This is a genomic window from Alistipes muris, from assembly GCF_943193205.1.
GTDB classification, from domain to species: domain Bacteria; phylum Bacteroidota; class Bacteroidia; order Bacteroidales; family Rikenellaceae; genus Alistipes; species Alistipes muris.
The window spans coordinates 110,821-128,295 of the sequence record NZ_CALPDD010000001.1 but is presented as its reverse complement, the minus strand read 5'-3'; the positions used below and the strand labels follow the sequence as shown (position 1 = coordinate 128,295).

19 protein-coding genes are annotated in these 17,475 nt (G+C 59.4%); 11 read left to right on the top strand and 8 right to left on the bottom strand.

The annotated features are described in order from the left end of the window. Window positions 1–89: 89 nt before the first annotated feature. The 4 genes from NFR47_RS00625 to fmt are packed head-to-tail and all read left to right on the top strand — an operon-like array spanning window position 90 to window position 4,593. Window positions 90–923, top strand: a complete 834-nt coding sequence (locus NFR47_RS00625; protein WP_251213644.1) for a metal ABC transporter permease — start codon at window positions 90–92, stop codon at window positions 921–923. After that, window positions 920–2,422, top strand: a complete 1,503-nt coding sequence (locus NFR47_RS00620; protein WP_251213643.1) for an LptF/LptG family permease — start codon at window positions 920–922, stop codon at window positions 2,420–2,422. The genes NFR47_RS00625 and NFR47_RS00620 overlap by 4 nt, the downstream gene beginning before the upstream one ends. Next, window positions 2,397–3,620, top strand: coding sequence for a bifunctional 3,4-dihydroxy-2-butanone-4-phosphate synthase/GTP cyclohydrolase II (locus tag NFR47_RS00615; RefSeq protein WP_251213642.1), 1,224 nt, complete (start codon window positions 2,397–2,399; stop codon window positions 3,618–3,620). Before NFR47_RS00620 ends, NFR47_RS00615 begins: the two co-directional genes overlap by 26 nt. A gap of 1 nt (window position 3,621) precedes the next feature. Then, complete coding sequence (fmt, locus tag NFR47_RS00610) at window positions 3,622–4,593, top strand: methionyl-tRNA formyltransferase (protein ID WP_251213641.1); 972 nt, start codon at window positions 3,622–3,624, stop codon at window positions 4,591–4,593. 103 nt (window positions 4,594–4,696) lie between these two features. Here fmt and NFR47_RS00605 read toward each other — a convergent pair whose 3' ends face one another. After that, window positions 4,697–5,404 (bottom strand): peroxiredoxin, encoded by a 708-nt coding sequence (locus NFR47_RS00605; protein WP_251213640.1) that lies wholly within the window; start codon window positions 5,402–5,404, stop codon window positions 4,697–4,699. A gap of 122 nt (window positions 5,405–5,526) precedes the next feature. Between NFR47_RS00605 and NFR47_RS00600 the strand changes: the two genes are divergently transcribed. Both NFR47_RS00600 and NFR47_RS00595 read left to right on the top strand, forming a co-directional pair. Then, a complete protein-coding gene (locus NFR47_RS00600; RefSeq protein WP_251213639.1) occupies window positions 5,527–6,138 on the top strand; it encodes a YciE/YciF ferroxidase family protein in 612 nt (203 codons plus the stop codon). Between the two features lie 213 nt (window positions 6,139–6,351). Continuing rightward, entirely contained in the window at window positions 6,352–6,600 is a 249-nt protein-coding gene (locus NFR47_RS00595) for a hypothetical protein (protein WP_251213638.1), read from the top strand. Between the two features lie 287 nt (window positions 6,601–6,887). Here NFR47_RS00595 and NFR47_RS00590 read toward each other — a convergent pair whose 3' ends face one another. The 7 genes from NFR47_RS00590 to serC form a co-directional block, all read right to left on the bottom strand. Further along, on the bottom strand, window positions 6,888–7,433 hold the full coding sequence (locus tag NFR47_RS00590) for a 2-oxoacid:acceptor oxidoreductase family protein (protein WP_251213637.1): 546 nt from the start codon (window positions 7,431–7,433) through the stop codon (window positions 6,888–6,890). A gap of 14 nt (window positions 7,434–7,447) precedes the next feature. Next, window positions 7,448–8,209 (bottom strand): thiamine pyrophosphate-dependent enzyme, encoded by a 762-nt coding sequence (locus NFR47_RS00585; RefSeq protein WP_251213636.1) that lies wholly within the window; start codon window positions 8,207–8,209, stop codon window positions 7,448–7,450. Window positions 8,210–8,214: 5 nt separating this feature from the next. Continuing rightward, window positions 8,215–9,309: a 3-methyl-2-oxobutanoate dehydrogenase subunit VorB gene (locus NFR47_RS00580; RefSeq protein WP_251213635.1), complete on the bottom strand. Its 1,095-nt coding sequence runs from the start codon at window positions 9,307–9,309 to the stop codon at window positions 8,215–8,217. Window positions 9,310–9,313: 4 nt separating this feature from the next. Then, window positions 9,314–9,541 (bottom strand): 4Fe-4S binding protein, encoded by a 228-nt coding sequence (locus NFR47_RS00575; protein WP_251213634.1) that lies wholly within the window; start codon window positions 9,539–9,541, stop codon window positions 9,314–9,316. Between the two features lie 114 nt (window positions 9,542–9,655). Then, window positions 9,656–10,900 (bottom strand): DUF1015 domain-containing protein, encoded by a 1,245-nt coding sequence (locus tag NFR47_RS00570; protein WP_251213633.1) that lies wholly within the window; start codon window positions 10,898–10,900, stop codon window positions 9,656–9,658. A 305-nt stretch (window positions 10,901–11,205) separates the two neighbouring features. Then, on the bottom strand, window positions 11,206–12,132 hold the full coding sequence (locus NFR47_RS00565) for an NAD(P)-dependent oxidoreductase (protein WP_251213799.1): 927 nt from the start codon (window positions 12,130–12,132) through the stop codon (window positions 11,206–11,208). Window positions 12,133–12,241: 109 nt separating this feature from the next. Next, on the bottom strand, window positions 12,242–13,315 hold the full coding sequence (serC, locus tag NFR47_RS00560; protein ID WP_251213632.1) for a 3-phosphoserine/phosphohydroxythreonine transaminase: 1,074 nt from the start codon (window positions 13,313–13,315) through the stop codon (window positions 12,242–12,244). Window positions 13,316–13,555: 240 nt separating this feature from the next. On the opposite strand from serC, the gene NFR47_RS00555 reads away from it, so the two are divergent. From NFR47_RS00555 to NFR47_RS00535, 5 genes are all read left to right on the top strand, one after another. After that, complete coding sequence (locus NFR47_RS00555; protein WP_251213798.1) at window positions 13,556–14,416, top strand: YicC/YloC family endoribonuclease; 861 nt, start codon at window positions 13,556–13,558, stop codon at window positions 14,414–14,416. Window positions 14,417–14,540: 124 nt separating this feature from the next. Next, a complete protein-coding gene (gene gmk, locus NFR47_RS00550; protein WP_251213631.1) occupies window positions 14,541–15,104 on the top strand; it encodes a guanylate kinase in 564 nt (187 codons plus the stop codon). A gap of 2 nt (window positions 15,105–15,106) precedes the next feature. Continuing rightward, window positions 15,107–15,916, top strand: a complete 810-nt coding sequence (locus NFR47_RS00545) for a nicotinate-nicotinamide nucleotide adenylyltransferase (RefSeq protein ID WP_251213630.1) — start codon at window positions 15,107–15,109, stop codon at window positions 15,914–15,916. Further along, window positions 15,913–16,905: a D-alanine--D-alanine ligase gene (locus NFR47_RS00540; RefSeq protein ID WP_251213629.1), complete on the top strand. Its 993-nt coding sequence runs from the start codon at window positions 15,913–15,915 to the stop codon at window positions 16,903–16,905. Before NFR47_RS00545 ends, NFR47_RS00540 begins: the two co-directional genes overlap by 4 nt. Then, window positions 16,902–17,474 carry a DUF3109 family protein gene (locus tag NFR47_RS00535; RefSeq protein ID WP_251213628.1) on the top strand — a complete coding sequence of 191 codons (573 nt, stop codon included), beginning with the start codon at window positions 16,902–16,904 and terminating at the stop codon, window positions 17,472–17,474. The genes NFR47_RS00540 and NFR47_RS00535 overlap by 4 nt, the downstream gene beginning before the upstream one ends. The last annotated feature ends 1 nt before the right edge of the window (window position 17,475 follow it).

Here is a 17,475-nt window from a genome sequence, read left to right as displayed (position 1 = left end):
TTACGGTTGCGAAATTACGAAAAGCGGCCGGAAAAAAGCGGCATTTCCCGGAAAAAAGCGTAAATTTGCGCGCATTCGGCTAACACGGTATGGAATTCTTCGGCGACCTCTTCCAATACGGCTATCTGTCCAACGCGCTGGCGGCCTGCATCCTCTCGGGCATAACCTGCGGGATAGCAGGCACCTACGTCGTGTGCCGGCGGATGGTCTTCCTCGCCGGAGGCATCACCCACGCCTCGTTCGGCGGGCTGGGCATCGCGTTCTACTCAGGCACCGACCCCATCGCAGGCGCCATGCTTTTCGCCGTACTCTCGGCCTTGGGCATCGAGTGGGCCGGAAGCCGCGGCCGCATCCGCGAGGATTCGGCCATCGGCATCATCTGGTCGGTCGGCATGGCCGTCGGAGCGCTCTTCATGAGCCTGCGGCCGGGCTACACGTCGGGCGACCTGTCGGCCTACCTCTTCGGAAGCATCATCACCGTCACGCGCGGCGACGTGGCCGGACTGGCCGTGCTCACATTCCTGCTGCTTATCGGCGCGGCACTGTGGCTCCGGCCCGTCATGTACGTGGCTTTCGACCGCGAATTCGCCCGCAGCCGCGGCATCCGCACCCGCACGATTTCTTACCTGACGGCCGCCCTCGTGGCCGTGACCATCGTACTCTCCATACGCATCATGGGCATCGTGCTGCTCATTTCGCTGCTCACGCTGCCCGTGGTCATCGTCAACGCCTTTTCGCGTTCCTACCGCACGCTGACCCTGTGGGCCCCCGTCGTCGCCGTGGCCGGCAACGTCGCCGGGCTCGCCGCCAGCTACCACCTCGAAGTCCCGCCCGGCGCGGCCATCATATTTACGCTCACCCTGACGCTCGTTGCGGTAAAACTGCTAACTTTGCGTCGCAGAAAAACGGTAACGGCCGCATGAAAACCATCCACAAACTCGTTCTGAAAGCCTACCTCGGGCCGATGATCCTCACGTTCTTCATCGTCATGTTCGTGCTGATGATGAACTTCGTGTGGCGCTACATCGACGAGCTGGTGGGCAAGGGGCTGAGCGCCGGCATCGTCATCGAGCTGATGACCTACGCCATGGCCAACATGCTGCCGCTGGGGCTGCCGCTGGCCGTGCTGCTGGCCGCCATCATGACGATGGGCAACCTGGGCGAGAACTACGAACTGCTGGCCATGAAGTCCGCCGGGCTCTCGCTCGTGCGCATCACCCAGCCGCTGCTCATCTTCGTCAGTCTGATTGCCGTGGGGAGCTTCTTCATCGGCAACAACCTGGTGCCCTACGCCAACAAGAAGATGTACAGCATCATCTCCGACATCCGCCAGCAGCGCCAGACGCTCGAATTCCGCGACGGGCTCTTCTTCAACGGACTGGACGACATGTCCATCCGCGTAGGCCACCAGGACCCCGACACCCACCTGCTCTACGACGTGCTCATCTACGACAACCGCCCGACCAACCGCGGCAACATGAACACCATCGTGGCCGATTCGGGCTACATCCGCCTCTCGGACGACCGCCGCTCGCTGCTCGTAACCCTCTACAACGGCGAGACCTACGAGCAGACCCGCAACGGCCAGTGGTACACCAAGAGCGCCCTGCGCCACCATACGTTCGACCTTCAGAAGCAGGAGATTCCGATGGACGGCTTCGTCATGGAACGCAGCGACAACAACATATCCAACAGCCAGACGAAGAACATCAACGAGCTGCAAAACGACATCGACTCGCTCGAAATCAAGGTCAACGCCGCCACGACCAGCTCCTACGAACCCTTGCTCAAGGAACAGATTTTCGTCCGCGACCACAGCGTCCTGCCGCTTCCCGACAGCCTGCGCATCGACAAGCGCGGCTTCCGCGACATGCAGACCGCCGACTCCATCGCCCGGCTGCCCCTGCGCGAAAAGGAGCGCATCTGGAGCCAGGCGCGGTCGCTGGCCAAGAACTCGCGCAACATGTTCTCGTTCGACGAGACGACGGCCAAGCAGACGCTCAGCCAGCTTTACCGCTCGAAAGTGGAGTGGCACAAAAAGGTGTCGCTGCCCGCGTCGATCATCATCTTCTTCCTCATCGGCGCACCGCTCGGCGCCATCATCCGCAAGGGCGGACTGGGACTTCCGGTGGTGGTGTCGGTCATCTTCTTCGTGGTCTACTACATCATCAGCCTTTCGGGCGAAAAACAGGTCAAGGAGGGCAACTGGGAAGCCGTGTGGGGCATGTGGATCTCATCGTTCATCCTCACCCCCATAGCCGTCTATCTGACCTACAAGGCTACCAACGATTCGGCTTTGCTCGACACCGACTGGTACGCGGGCAAGTTCAAGGCGCTGCGCGAGAAGGCGGAGCCGCGGCTGCTGAAATTCAAGAACGCGATAAAATTCAAACTTCATGGCAAACCAAACGACGCTCAATAGCGTAGAGGAGGTCATCGACGACTTCCGCGCGGGCAAGGTCGTCATAGTCGTCGACGACGAGGACCGCGAGAACGAAGGCGACTTCATCGTGGCGGCCGAAAAAATCACGCCCGAAATCGTCAACTTCATGCTCAAGGAGGGACGCGGCGTGCTGTGCGCCCCGTTGAGCGAGGAGCGGTGCGAGCAGTTGGGGCTCAACATGATGGAGGAGAACAACACCTCGCTCTTGGGCACGCCGTTCACCGTGACGGTCGACCTCCTGGGCGGCGGCTGCACCACGGGCGTGTCGATCCACGACCGCGCCGCTACCATCCGCGCGCTTGCCGACCCCGCCACGCGTCCCGCCGACCTGGGCCGTCCGGGCCATATCAATCCGCTGCGGGCCCGCGAGAAAGGGGTGCTGCGCCGTCCGGGCCACACCGAAGCGGCCGTCGACCTGGCACGGCTGGCCGGCCTGCAACCCGCCGGAGCGCTTATCGAAATCATGAACGAGGACGGCTCCATGGCACGGATGCCGCAGCTGCGCGAAATCGCCCGGAAATTCGGGCTGAAAATCATCTCGATAGCTTCGCTTATCGCTTACCGTCTGCGCGAAGAATCGCTCATCGAAAAAGGGGTCACCGTACCGCTGCCCACCGAGTGGGGCGACTTCAAGATTACGCCGTTCCGCCAGAAATCCAACGGCGTGGAGCACGTGGCGCTGACCAAGGGCGAATGGGCCGACGATGAACCGGTCCTTATCCGCGTCCATTCGTCGTGCGCCACGGGCGACATCTTCGGCTCCTACCGCTGCGACTGCGGCGACCAGCTCCACCGGGCCATGCAGATGATCGACAAGGAGGGCAAGGGAGCCATCGTCTATCTCAACCAGGAGGGGCGCGGCATCGGCCTGTGCAACAAGATTCACGCCTACAAACTCCAGGACGAGGGGCTCGACACCGTCGACGCCAATCTGCGCCTGGGCTTCAAGGCCGACGAGCGCGACTACGGCGTGGGGGCGAGCATCATCCGCGAGCTGGGCATCCGGCGCATGCGGCTGATGACCAACAACCCCCTCAAGCGGGCCGGGCTGGAGGGCTACGGGCTCCAAATCGACGAAATCGTACCCATCGTCATCGCGCCCAACAAGTACAACGAACACTATCTGGAGACCAAGCAGGAGCGCATGCAGCACACGCTGGGGCTCAACAAGAAATAACATGGATTCCAAGCAGATACGAATCGTTTTCATGGGCACGCCCGAATTCGCCGTACCGTCGCTGAGGGCGCTGGTCGAAGGAGGCTACAACGTGGTAGGGGTGGTGACGACGCCTGACAAACCCGCCGGACGCGGACAGAAACTGCACGAAAGCGAAGTAAAGATCGCCGCCCGCGAACTGGGGCTGCCGATTCTGCAACCCGAAAAACTGCGCGCGCCCGAATTCCTCGAAGCGCTCCAGGCCTGGCAACCCGAGCTGGGAATCGTCATCGCGTTCCGGATGCTGCCCGAAAGCGTGTGGGCGCTGCCCCGGCTGGGCACGTTCAACCTCCACGCGTCGCTGCTGCCGCAATACCGCGGTGCGGCACCCATCAACCGGGCCATCATGAACGGCGAAACGGAGACGGGCGTGACGACCTTTCTGCTCAACCACGAAATCGACAAGGGGGCCATCCTCGCGCAGGAACGGATGCCGATTCTGCCCGACGACAACGTGGGCACGCTCTACGACAAACTGATGCACGCCGGGACGAAGCTCGTCACCGACACGGTGGACCGCATCGCCGCGGGCGACGTCGCACCCATCGAACAGCAGCACATCGACGAATCGACGCTGCGGCCCGCCCCGAAGATATTCAAGGAGGACTGCCGCATAGACTGGACGCAGCAGGGCAGCGCAATCGTCAACCTCATACGCGGGCTGTCGCCCTATCCGGCGGCGTGGACCACGCTGCGGCGGGAAGACGGCGGAGAGGAAACTACCGCCAAGATATTCAAGGCCCGGTTCGAGCCAACGGCCCACGGCGCAACCCCCGGAACCGTGGAGAGCGACTGCCGCACTTTTGTGCGCGCAGCGTGCGCCGACGGCTGGATAGCGCTGGAAGAATTGCAGATAGCAGGCAAGAAACGCCTGCCCGTCCGCGACCTGCTTTTAGGCTGGCGCGACGTACTGCAATACCGCTTCGGCGAATAAGCCGCACATAAATTCTTCGCTGCGCTCAGAATGACAATTCACAACGAAAAAAGCCCGTTCCTTTGCCGGAACGGGCTTTTCGGTAGGGCGAACATCCCATTATTTACGCCTTTTCGTAAGCCTTGGACTTCTCTTTGTCCGCCTTGTCCATCGCCAGAGGCTTGGTACAGAAATACCAATCGTAACACTTCATCCCCTCGGCCGACTTGTCGGTCCCGTCGTAGGTGGTGGGAGCGGGCACGATGATGTCGTCGCCGGGCCGCCAATCGGCAGGCAGAGCCACGTGGTACTTGTCGATGGTCTGCAACCCCACGAGCACGCGCTTGAGCTCGTCGAAATTACGCCCGAGCTGCATGGGATAATAAATGACGGCGCGAATCGTAGCCGTCGGGTCGATGAAGAAAACCGCCCGCACGGCCGCCGTAGTGGAGACCCCGGTCTGAATCATGCCGTATTTGCGGGCCACCTCCATCGACATGTCGGCGACGAGCGGGAAATTGAGCTCGACGCGCTTGTGCCCCTTGAACTCGATGCGCTCGTGGATGGAACGCAGCCAGGCGATGTGGCTGGCGTTGGTGCCGACCGAGAGCCCGACCAACCGGCAGTTGAGCGCCTCGAACTCCGCCTGCATGGCACCGAACATCACGAACTCCGACGTACAGATGGGGGTGAAATCCGACGGATGGCTGAACAGGATGACCCACTGGCCCTTGAAATCCTCCGGAAAACGGATTTTGCCCTGCGTGGTCTCGGCCTCGAACGACGGGGCCTTGTCGCCGATCAGAGGCATCATGTAGGTTTGATTGTCCATAGTCTGAAAATTTAGGTGTTTCCCGCTCTGCAAATACGGTGCCTGTCCGAACGGCACCCGCATCGGCTCGTTTGTGGTATGCAATTTGCCGCGAAACGGTCAAATCCTAAAAAAACAAGACCATGAAAACGGACAACACCAAGACGATGCCGAACACGAAAACGACGACCGGCAACAAAACGACCGAAGAAGGCTACCGCATGCCGGGTAACAAGACGACGGACAAGTGGACGAGCCCGGCGCAGACCGAATTCCACTGCTTTTTCGTCGACCAGCTCAAGGACATCTACTGGGCCGAGAAACACCTGAAGAAAGGACTGAAGAAGATGAGCAAGGCCGCGACGAGCCCCAAGCTGCGCGACGCGTTCGAGAAACACTACAACGAAGGCGACAAGCAAATCGCCGAACTGGAGACGATTTTCGGCCTGATGGGCGAGAAACCCGAGACCAAACGCTGCGAAGCGATGGCAGGACTGCTGGAAGAAGCCGACGGCATGATTTCGGACACGCAGAAAAACAGCTTCGTGCGCGACGCGGGGCTGATTCTTGCCGCCCAGAAAGTGGAGCACTACGAAATCGCGACCTACGGCACGCTGCGTGCGCTGGCGGCCTACCTGCCCGAGAAGAAAATCCGCAAGATGCTGGAAACCATCCTGGCAGGCGAAAAGAAGACCGACGAACTGCTCACGCGAATCGCCGAAGAATTCGTCAACGAATGCGCAGCGGTGGAATAACGCAACCGCTTCGGACGACGAAAAAGAGGACCTTTGCAGGGCCCTCTTTTTTTATACGGCAGGGCTTCTATGAGCAAAGCGAAGTATGGACGCAAGAAGTCCCCCGGTGCACGAAGCACACCGGGAGACTAATTCCGAGGCTGCCGGCCTCACCTCATAAGGCGGGCAATTGAGCATCTGTCGGACCATATATCCATAACGCATCCTGAAGAGGTGAAAACGTCGGAAAATGGAAGACACGACCGGAAAGGAAAAACGGGAAAGCGAAAAAAGAATCGGCGCCGACTGGGAAAAATTGCGGAAAAACAATCGACCCGGACGGAAATTGCGCTGCTGTGCACCGCTATCGTCGTATTCAAAGAATCAAGCGCGCTGACGACGATACGCAAAACCGCGGGGACGAGACAAATATACAACCTGAAAAAGCGTTTGTCAAGAGGAAAAGGCAAAAAAGATGAATAATTAACAACGAATAGTGAATAAGGACCATGTCATATAGCCCGGGAGGTTACGACCTACCGAGAGATTGCCACGCTCGTTGCTCTCGCTCGCAATGACATTGCTACAAATTTAGATTCTTCGTCGGGCAACGCCCTCCTCAGAATGACAGGACGTGGGTTTGCTGACGCTCAGAATGACAAAGAGACTGGGGGCAGAATGACAAGGGAGGGAAACCCGGAACGGCAGGCAATCTGCAAAAAAAGACCCCACCCGAAAGGTGAGGTCCGAATGGCAAACGCCCGACCGAACTACCGGATTTTGCGGATGATCTGGCCGCCGTGGATGATGGCCTTTTCGTTGTCGGGCAACATTTTCCAAGCGCGCTCGGGCAACGACTTCTTGAGCCCGATCATGACGTTCTGCATCTCGACGACGGGCCGGACCTTGAGGTAACCGCCCAAAATCATCGTGTTGAACAACTTGGCCTGCCCGAGCCGTGCGCACTCGGCCGTGGCGTCGATGGCGAAGACCGAAATGTCGTCGCGGACGGGGTGGCGCGTAATGCCGTTGGTATCGTAAATCAACACGCCGCCGGGCCTGACCATCGGCTCGAACTTCTCCATCGACTGCTGATTGAGGATGATGGCCGTGTCGAACTCGTGGGCGATGGGCGACGAAATCTTGCGGTCGGAGAGGATGACCGTGACGTTGGCCGTACCGCCGCGCATCTCGGGCCCGTAGGAAGGCATCCATGTCACCTCGAAGTCCTGCATCACGCCCGAATAAGCGAGAATCTTACCCATCGAAAGGACGCCCTGTCCTCCGAAGCCTGCTATAATCAATGTCTCTTTCATAATCGTCTGCGCTCTTATTCAACCACTTTGATGTCGCCCAGCGGATAGAACGGCAACATGTTCTGCTCCAACCACTCGTTCGACGCCACGGGCGAGAGCTTCCACCCGCTGTTGCAGGTCGAAACGACCTCGACGAGCGAAAAACCCTTGCCGTCCATCGAACGCTGGAAAGCCTTTTTGATGGCGGCCTTGCACTTACGGACGTTGGCGGGCTTATGGACGCTCTGGCGGGTGATGTAAGTGGCACCGTCGAGGTGGGCCATCATTTCGGCGATCTTGTAGGGATAGCCGTTGAGCCGCGGGTCACGACCGTAGGGCGTAGTGGCGGTCTTCATACCCAAGAGGGTAGTGGGAGCCATCTGCCCGCCCGTCATGCCGTAAATGGCGTTGTTGATATAGATAGCCACGACGTTCTCGCCGCGGGCCGCGGCGTGGATGGATTCGGCCGTACCGATGGCCGAAAGATCGCCGTCGCCCTGGTAGGTGAAGACCATCGTCCCGGGCTTGAGCCGCTTGACGGCCGTAGCGACGGCCAACGCACGGCCGTGAGCCGCCTCGATCCAATCGACGTCGATATAATTGTAAGCGAACACCGAACACCCCACGGGCGACACGCCCACGGTCCTGTCGGCCAACCCTAACTCGGCGATGACCTCGGCGACGAGCTTATGCACGGTGCCGTGGCTGCAACCGGGGCAATAGTGCATGACGTTGTCGGTTATAAGCTCCGGCTTGGCGTAAACCAGATTCTCCTGTTTGATTTCAACCTCTGCCATGGTCTTTACTTTTTAATCAATTTATCCTTGAGCGCCGCGAGCACCTCGTCGGGGTTGAACAACATACCGCCCTGACGGCCGTAGTGCTCGACCGGAGCCTTGCCGTTGACGGCCAGCCGCACGTCCTCGACCATCTGCCCGGCGTTGAGCTCGGCGGAGAGGAACCCTTTGACCCCGCGCACGGCCAAATCGGCGATCTGCTTCGAGGGAAACGGGTAGAGGGTAATGGGGCGCAGAAGCCCGACCTTCAAACCCTCGGCACGCGCCATTTCGACGGTGGCGGAACAGATGCGGGCCGACGAACCGAAAGCGACGATGACGTAATCGGCATCGTCGCACCCGACGGCCTCGAAACGCACCTCGTTCTCCTCCAAAGCCTTGTACTTGGCCTGCAAACGCTGGTTGATGATCTCCATCTTCTCGGACTGCAATTCGAGCGACGTGACGACGTTGCGCCCGCGGCCCGACGGCTTGCCCATGGCGGCCCAGGCGTCGCACTCGGCTTTCAGTTCTTCGTCGGTCTTGCGGGGACGCTGCGGCGCGAGAACGACCTTCTCCATCATCTGCCCGATGGCGCCGTCGGCGAGAATCATGGCGGGATTGCGGTACTTGAACGCGAGGTCGAACGCCTCGGCGACATGGTCGTGCATCTCCTGCACGGAATTGGGCGCGAAGACGATCAACTTGTAATCGCCGTGGCCGCCGCCCTTGACGGCCTGGAAGTAATCGCCCTGCGACGGCTGAATGGTACCCAAACCGGGCCCGCCGCGCTGGCAATTGATGATCAGGCACGGCAACTCGGCGCCTGCCAGATAACTGATACCCTCGGCCATCAACGAAATACCGGGGCTGGACGACGATGTCATGACGCGCTTACCGGTCGAAGCACCGCCGTAGACCATATTGATGGACGAAATCTCGGACTCGGCCTGCAAGACGACCATGCCGGTGGTCTCCCAAGGCTTCAACTCCATCAAAGTCTCCATCACCTCGGACTGCGGCGTAATGGGGTAACCGAAATAACCGTCGCAGCCGTAACGGATGGCGGCATGGGCAATCACCTCGTTGCCCTTCATCAACTTCACCTCTTTCTCTGCCATAGTCCTACTCGAATTTTTGACGATAAACCGTAATGACGCTGTCGGGGCAGATCACCGCACACGAAGCGCACCCGGTGCAGGCATCGGGGTCGGCCATCCGTGCGACGGGATAACCCTTGCTATTGACCTCGGCCGACAAGACCAGCACGCTGCACGGACACGAAGCCACGCAGACCCCGCACCCCTTGCACCGCTCCTTGTCGACGACGATAGTACCTTTGATTTTAGCCATAATGCCGATTGATTAATATTCGGAAACAAATATAACGAAAAAAAGCGAATCATAACCAAAAAAGAGGTGCTTTTCGACAAGCACCTCTGAAAACCAGGCAATCCGCGGAACGGACTATTCGCCGAAACTGTGGATGACGACGCCCGAACGGAGCTTGGGCTCGAACCAAGTGGTTTTGGGCGGCATGATGTTGCCCGTGTCGGCGATGTTGATGAGCTGCTGCATCGAAACGGGATAGAGGGCGAAAGCGGCTTTCATCTCGCCGCTGTCGACGCGCCGCTTCAACTCGCCCAAGCCGCGGATGCCGCCCACGAAGTCGATGCGCTTGGAAGTGCGCAAATCACCGATGCCGAGAATCTTGTCGAGAACGAGGTCGGAAAGCACCGTGACGTCGAGCACGCCGATGGGGTCGCTGTCGTTGTAAGTGCCCGGCTTGGCGGTGAGGCTGTACCACCTGCCGTCGAGATACATGGAGAAATTGTGCAAGGCGGCGGGACGGTACTCCTCGGCGCCTTTCTCCTCGACGATGAAATTCTCGCGGAGCTTATCGACGAGCTGGGCGGGCGTGAGACCGTTCAAATCCTTGACGACGCGGTTGTAGTCGATGATGCGGAGCTGTCCGGCGGGGAAGGTGACGGCCAGGAAATAACAATACTCCTCCTCGCCGCAATGGCCGGGATTCTTGGCCTTGCACTCGGCACCGACGCGGGCGGCGGCGGCGGTACGATGGTGGCCGTCGGCGACGTAGAGCGCAGGGATGCCCTTGAAAATCTCGGTGATGCGGTCGTTGGTCTTGCGGTCGCGGATGACCCACAGACGATGTCCGAAACCGTCGGCCGCGGTGAAGTCGTACTCGGGCGCACTGCTGCTGACCACGCCGGCGACGATGGCGTCGATTTCGGCGTTGTCGGGATAAGCGAAGAAGACGGGCTCGATATTGGCCTGCTGGTTGCGGACGTGAATCATCCGGTCCTCCTCCTTATCGGGCCGTGTGAGCTCGTGCTTCTTGATGGCGCCGGAGAGGTAATCCTCGAAGTGGCAACACATGGCCAACCCGTACTGCGTCCGGCCCTCCATGGTCTGCGCATAAATATAATAGTACTCCTCGGGGTCCTGCTGCAGCCACCCCTCGCTGCGCCAACGGCGGAAATTGTCGACGGCCCGGTCGTAGACCTGCTGCGAATGCTCGTCGGCGATGGGCTCGAAGTCGATTTCGGGCTTGATGATGTGCAGGAGCGAACGCTCCGTAGCCTCGGACTTGGCCTCGGCGGAATTCAGAACGTCGTAAGGCCGCGATGCGACCTCGGCAGCATGCTCCCGGGGCGGGCGGACGGCGCGGAAAGGCTTGATTCTAACCATATTTTCAGAAATTTAAGCTACAAAATTCATCACTAATAAAATCCCGCACTCGTGGAAATGGCGGGGGTTGGTTCGTCGAGAGCCCGGAGCGGGTGTTAGGAACAGCGTAAAACATCGCCGGGGAGAAGCCCGAAAAGTTACGGCGTAATATTCAGATTGCCACGCTCGTTACACTCGCCCGCAATGACGAAGCCGTAACAGATTCTTCGTCGCTACGCTCCTCAGAATGACAAGGAGGAAGCCCGGAATGACAGGGAGGGGGCCCGGAATGACAACCAAGCAACCCGCCATGACAAAGAACGCTTCTACCCTTTGTTCACCTGGAAACGGGTGCAACCGTCGGTGAAGAACCCGACGATCTGCCGGGCAGCGGCCAAGCCTGCGTTGAGATTGGCCTCGGCGGTCTCGGCACCCATCTTCTTGGCGGTAGCGAAAACGCGCTTGCCGAACTTCTCGTCGAACTCGGGCTGGACGGCGGCGGCGATGTCGGTCACGTACTTCAAATCCTCGCGCTCGGTCAAGGCACGCATGACACCCTGCTCGTCGATGACCTCCTTGCGGGCGGTATTGACCAGCGTAGCCCCCTTGGGCATAGAGGTCAGCAACTCGTAACCGATCGAACCCGTAGTCTGCGGAGTGGCGGGAATATGGAGCGACAGATAATCGGAGACCCGGTAAAGCTCCTCGACGGAAGAAACCTGCTCCACGCCGTCGGCCGCGAAGACCTGGGGGTCGGAAACGAACGGATCGTAAGCTACAACCCGCATGCCGAGCGCCTTGCCCTTGCGGCCGACCAACCGACCGACGTTGCCGTAGGCGTGGATGCCGAGCGTCTTGCCCTGAATCTCCGACCCGGTGCCGGGCGTGAAACGGTTGCGGGCCATGAAAATCATCATGGCGACGGCCAACTCGGCCACGGCGTTGGAATTCTGCCCGGGGGTATTCATGACGACGATACCGCGGGCCGATGCGGCGGCCAAATCGACATTATCGTACCCGGCGCCTGCGCGAACGACGATTTTGAGGTTGGGGGCGGCGGCGATGACCTCGGCCGTGACCTTGTCGCTGCGGACAATCAAGGCGTCGGCATCGGCCACAGCGGCCAACAACGCGGACCTGTCGGCGTACTTTTCGAGCAGGGCGAACTCGTAACCCGCGCCCTCGACGATTTCACGGATACCCTCGACGGCCTTTTTGGCGAAGGGCTTTTCGGTGGCGACCAATACTTTCATAGAGTGTATCAATGTAGTGGATTCTTGCAATTCGGTTTGTTCCCACGCGGTCACCTCGCCCGTGAGGGCGCTGTAGGCCGTGGGAATCTTGAACTGGTAAGCCATCGGCCTACTTCAGATGGAGCTTCTCGAACTCCTGCATGCAGCCGACCAACGCCTGCACGCTCTCGATGGGCAAGGCGTTGTAACACGAAGCGCGGAAACCGCCGACGAGCCGGTGGCCCTTGATACCGACCATGCCGCGCGCCTTGGCGAACTCCATGAACTCGGGAGCGAGCTCCTCGTGACCCTCGGCCATGACGAAACAGATGTTCATGAGCGAACGGTCCTCCATCTCGACGGTACCGCGGAACAGGGAATTGCGGTCGACTTCGTCGTAAAGCAACTTGGCCTTGGCGATGTTGCGGCTGTAAATCTCCTCGACGCCGCCGATTTTCTTGAGCCACCGCAGGGTCTCCATCAAGACGTAGATGGGGAAGACGGGCGGCGTATTGAACATAGAATTGTTCTCGACGTGCGTGCGGAACGAAACCATCGTAGGCAGGTCGCGGACGATTTTGTCGAGCATGTCCTCACGGATGATGACGAAAGAAACGCCCGCAGGAGCGAGGTTCTTCTGCGCGCCGCCGTAAATCATAGCGTACTTGGAGACATCGACCGGACGCGAGAGGATGTCGGACGACATGTCGGCGATGAGGGGCACGGGCGACGAAATATCCTCGTGGAACTCGGTGCCGTAGATGGTATTGTTGGTGGTGATGTGGAGATAATCGAGGTCGGCGGGAATGGCGAAACCCTTAGGAATGTAAGTGAAATTGCGGTCCTCGGACGAAGCGACGACCTCGACCTCGCCGTAACGCTTGGCCTCCTTGATAGCCTTCTTGGCCCAGACGCCGGTATTGACGTAACCGGCCTTGCGGCCGAGGAAGTTGGCGGCGACCTCGTAGAAGAGGGTGCTGGCACCGCCGCCGAGGTAGAAAATCTTGTAGTTGTCGGGGATGGCAAGCAGCTCGCGGAAGAGCCTGTCGGCCTCGGCCATGACGTCGTCGAAATCCTTGGTGCGGTGCGAAATCGAGAGCACCGAAAGGCCCGAACCGTTGAAATCGAGGATGGCCCTGGCGGCGTTCCCGATGACCTCCTCCGGCAAAATGGAGGGTCCCGCGTTGAAATTGTGCTTTTTCATAGATGGGTTTGTGTGAGAGAATTCATGGCTGTTAGTAAGCTAACACAAAGATACGAAAAGCAGAATACAAAACAAATTAATTTCCGGGAAAACGAACCACCGCCCGAATAATTTTCAATCGACCTGCGGGGAATAGGGCTTTTTGAATAGTTTTTATTACTTTTGCGTCGGCCAAAGGGCCCTGCGGAACACCTCCGGCCCCCTGCGGCGACCAAAAGCAAGAAGATGATGACCAAATCCATGACGGGCTTCGGCAAAGGCGAAGCCACGCTGAAGAACAAGAAGATAACGGTGGAAATCCGCTCGCTGAACTCCAAACAGCTGGACCTGAACCTGCGGCTGCCGTCGCTCTACCGCCAATCGGAATACGAAATCCGCACGCTGGCGGCCCGCCGACTGGTACGCGGCAAGGTGGACATATTCGTGACGGTGGAAAACCAGAAGACCGAGACCCCGGCCCGGATAGACCGCGAACTGTACCGCGAATACATGCGGCAGGCGACCGAAGCAGTGGAATATGCGGGCATCGGCGTGAACTACGACGCGCTGGCGGCGGCGGTACTGCGGCTTCCGGAAGTAGTGGCGACGGAGACGGAAGCCATATCGGAAGAAGAACACGCGGCGCTGATGGCGGCGACGGAAGCGGCGGCGGCCCAACTGGACGAATTCCGCACGCAGGAAGGGGCGATACTGATTGCCGACCTGCTGCGCCGGGTAGAACTGATCGAACAATACAAGGAAGAAGTAATCCCCTACGAAAAAAACCGCACGGAAAACATCCGCAGCCGGATAGAGGAAAACCTGGCGAAACTCAACGCCGAAGTAGACCGCAACCGACTGGAACAAGAGATGATTTTCTACCTGGAGAAACTGGACATCACCGAAGAGAAAGTCCGGCTGACGAACCACTGCAACTACTTCCGCGAAGTGGCGCGCGGCGAAGAAGCCGCAGGCCGCAAATTAGGATTCATCGCCCAGGAAATGGGCCGCGAAATCAACACGCTGGGCTCGAAAGCCAACGAATCGAACATCCAGATACTGGTGGTCAAGATGAAAGACGAGCTGGAGAAAATCAAGGAACAGGTACTCAATATCTTGTGATTGTGCGAAATCACAAGATATTGCAATTAAAAATGAAAAATGAAGAATTAAAAATCGAACACAGGCGCCCCGAAACACCGAACCGATAATTTTTCATTTTTAATTCTTAATTTTTAATTCCCCAATGGGTAAGATCATCATATTCTCCGCCCCGAGCGGCTCGGGCAAGACGACCATCGTCCGGCAACTGCTGGCACGCTATCCGCAACTGGAATTCTCGGTGTCGGCGACGAGCCGTGCACCCCGGGGAACGGAACGCGACGGTGCAGACTACTACTTTCTGACGCACGAAGCGTTCATGCAGGCGGTGGCCGAAGACAAGTTCGTGGAATGGGAAGAAGTATATGCCGGGACGTGCTACGGCACGCTGCGGAGCGAAATGGACCGCATCTGGCAAAAAGGCCACACGATAGCGTTCGACGTAGATGTAATCGGCGGGCTGAACCTCAAACGCCTGTTCGGCGGCGACGCCTGCGCGATATTCGTCATGCCGCCCTCGGTCGAAGAACTGCGCCGCAGGCTGGAAGGACGCGGGACCGACGCTCCGGAAGTGATAGACCGCCGCGTGGCGAAAGCGGAGTTCGAGCTGACGAAAGCCCCGGAATTCGACCATGTGGTGGTGAACGACCGGCTGGAAGAAGCCGTGGCGGAAGTCTGCGCGCTGGTGGAGGAATTCATAAACTGCTGACGATGAAACGGATGATGCTCTACTTCGGGTCGTTCAACCCGGTACACAACGGCCACATCGCGCTGGCCGAATATGTGGCGGAGCATGATCTGGCCGACGAAACGGCGCTGGTCATCTCGCCGCAGAGCCCCTACAAACGACAAGCGGCGCTGGTGGCGGAAACCGACCGGCTGGAGATGGCGGAAATCGCCTGCGCGGCGTCGCGCTATCCGAAACGCATACGCCCCTCGGTAGTCGAATTCCTGCTGCCGCGACCCTCGTACACGATCGACACGCTGCGCTTTCTGGAGGAGACGTGCGGCCACGAAATGCGCTTCTCGATACTGATGGGCAGCGACCAGATAACGGGGCTCGACGGCTGGAAAGAATACGAAAGAATCCTCGAATACCCGATATACGTCTACCCGCGGCGGGGCGAACGGCCGGAGAAACACCTGGACCGCGTCACGCTGCTGGAAGATGCGCCGCTGCAAGACTACTCGTCGACCGAAGTGCGGGCGGCCATCGAACGGGGCGACGACACGTCGCGGATGCTGGCGCCGGGCGTAACGGAATACATCCGCCGCAAAGGACTGTGGAGCCCCGCGAACCGCATGACGGCGCTGCACACGGCCCTCGACGCCGACCCGGAAAACACGGCGCTGCTGCTCGAACGCGGCCAACTGCACTACCGGATGAACCAATGGGGCGCGGCCCTCAACGACTTCAACGCGATACTGCGACTGAACCCCGGGCACGAAGAAGCCCGGCAATTCGTCGAAATGGTGGAGGAAATACTGGCATTCAGATACAAAGACATCTACAACCCATGACCGAGAAACTCAGCATAGCGCTCCTGGCGGGCGGCGATTCGTCGGAACGGGAAATCGCACTGCAAAGCGCAGCCCAGATTGCGGCGGCGCTCGACCCGGAAAAATACGACGTGACGATGATAGACCTGCACGGCCGCGACTGGCACTACACGGCGCCGGACGGCCGGGAATGGCAGGTCGACAAGAACGACTTCTCGCTGACGGTGGCGGGCGAACGCAGGGAATTCGACTACGCCCTGATTCTGATACACGGCACGCCGGGCGAAGACGGACGTCTGCAAGGCTATTTAGACATGATGGGGATTCCGTACTCGTCGTGCGGGATGACCTCGTCGGTACTGACGTTCGACAAGGTAACGACGAAACGCACGCTGGCGGGCCGGGGAATCAACCTTGCGCGCGAACGCTTCCTGCGCCGCGGCGAAACGTGGGACGCGACGGAGATAGCGGACGACCTGGGACTGCCGCTTTTCGTGAAACCCAACGCGAGCGGCTCGTCGTTCGGAGTGACGAAAGTCCGCACGGCCGACGAACTGCCCGCAGCCGTCGAAAAAGCGTTCTCGGAAAGCGACGAAGTACTGATCGAAGAATGTATTGCGGGCCGCGAAATGGGCTGCGGAGTGATGATAGCGGGGGGCAGGGAATACCTGTTCCCGATTACGGAAATCGTATCGAAAAAGGAATTCTTCGACTACGAAGCCAAATACACGGCGGGATTCTCGGACGAAATAACCCCGGCCGACATCGCCCCGGAAGTGAAAGCCGAACTGAACCGCATGACGCTGGAAGCCTACCGCACGTGCCGCTGCCGGGGCGTGGTACGCGTAGACTTCATTGTGACGCCGGAGGGGAAACCCTACTTCATCGAACTGAACTCGATACCGGGAATGAGCGGCGGAAGCATTGTCCCGAAACAAGCGAAGGCCGCGGGGATGACCCTGGGCGAACTCTACGACATAGTGATAGCCGACACATGCACCTGCAAATGATCGAAATCGAAGACAAGATCGTGAGCGCCGACCTGCTGCGCGAATGCTTTGCCTGCGACCTGGAACGATGCAAGGGCCTCTGCTGTGTGGAAGGCAACGCGGGAGCGCCGCTGGAAGACGACGAACCGGACATTCTTGAACGGGAATACCCCGCCTACAAACCCTACATGACGGCGGCGGGGATAGCGGCGGTGGAACGGCAGGGCTTCATGGTAGTGGACAGCGACGGCGACTACACGACGCCGCTGGTGGACGATGCGGAATGCGCCTACGCCTACGAAGAAAACGGTGTGACGCTCTGCGCCATCGAAAAAGCGTGGGCCGAAGGCCGCACGGCCTACCGCAAACCCATCTCGTGCCACCTCTATCCGATCCGGCTGGTGCGGTTCTCAAACGGCACGGTAGGGCTGAACTACCACCGCTGGTCGGTCTGTGCGGGTGCGCGCGAATGCGGCCGAAAACTGGGACTGCCGGTCTACAAGGCGCTGCGCGAACCGATTGTACGCCGCTTCGGCGAAGAATTCTACGAAGCGCTCGAAGCGGCGGCGGAACTGCTGAAAAACCGATGAC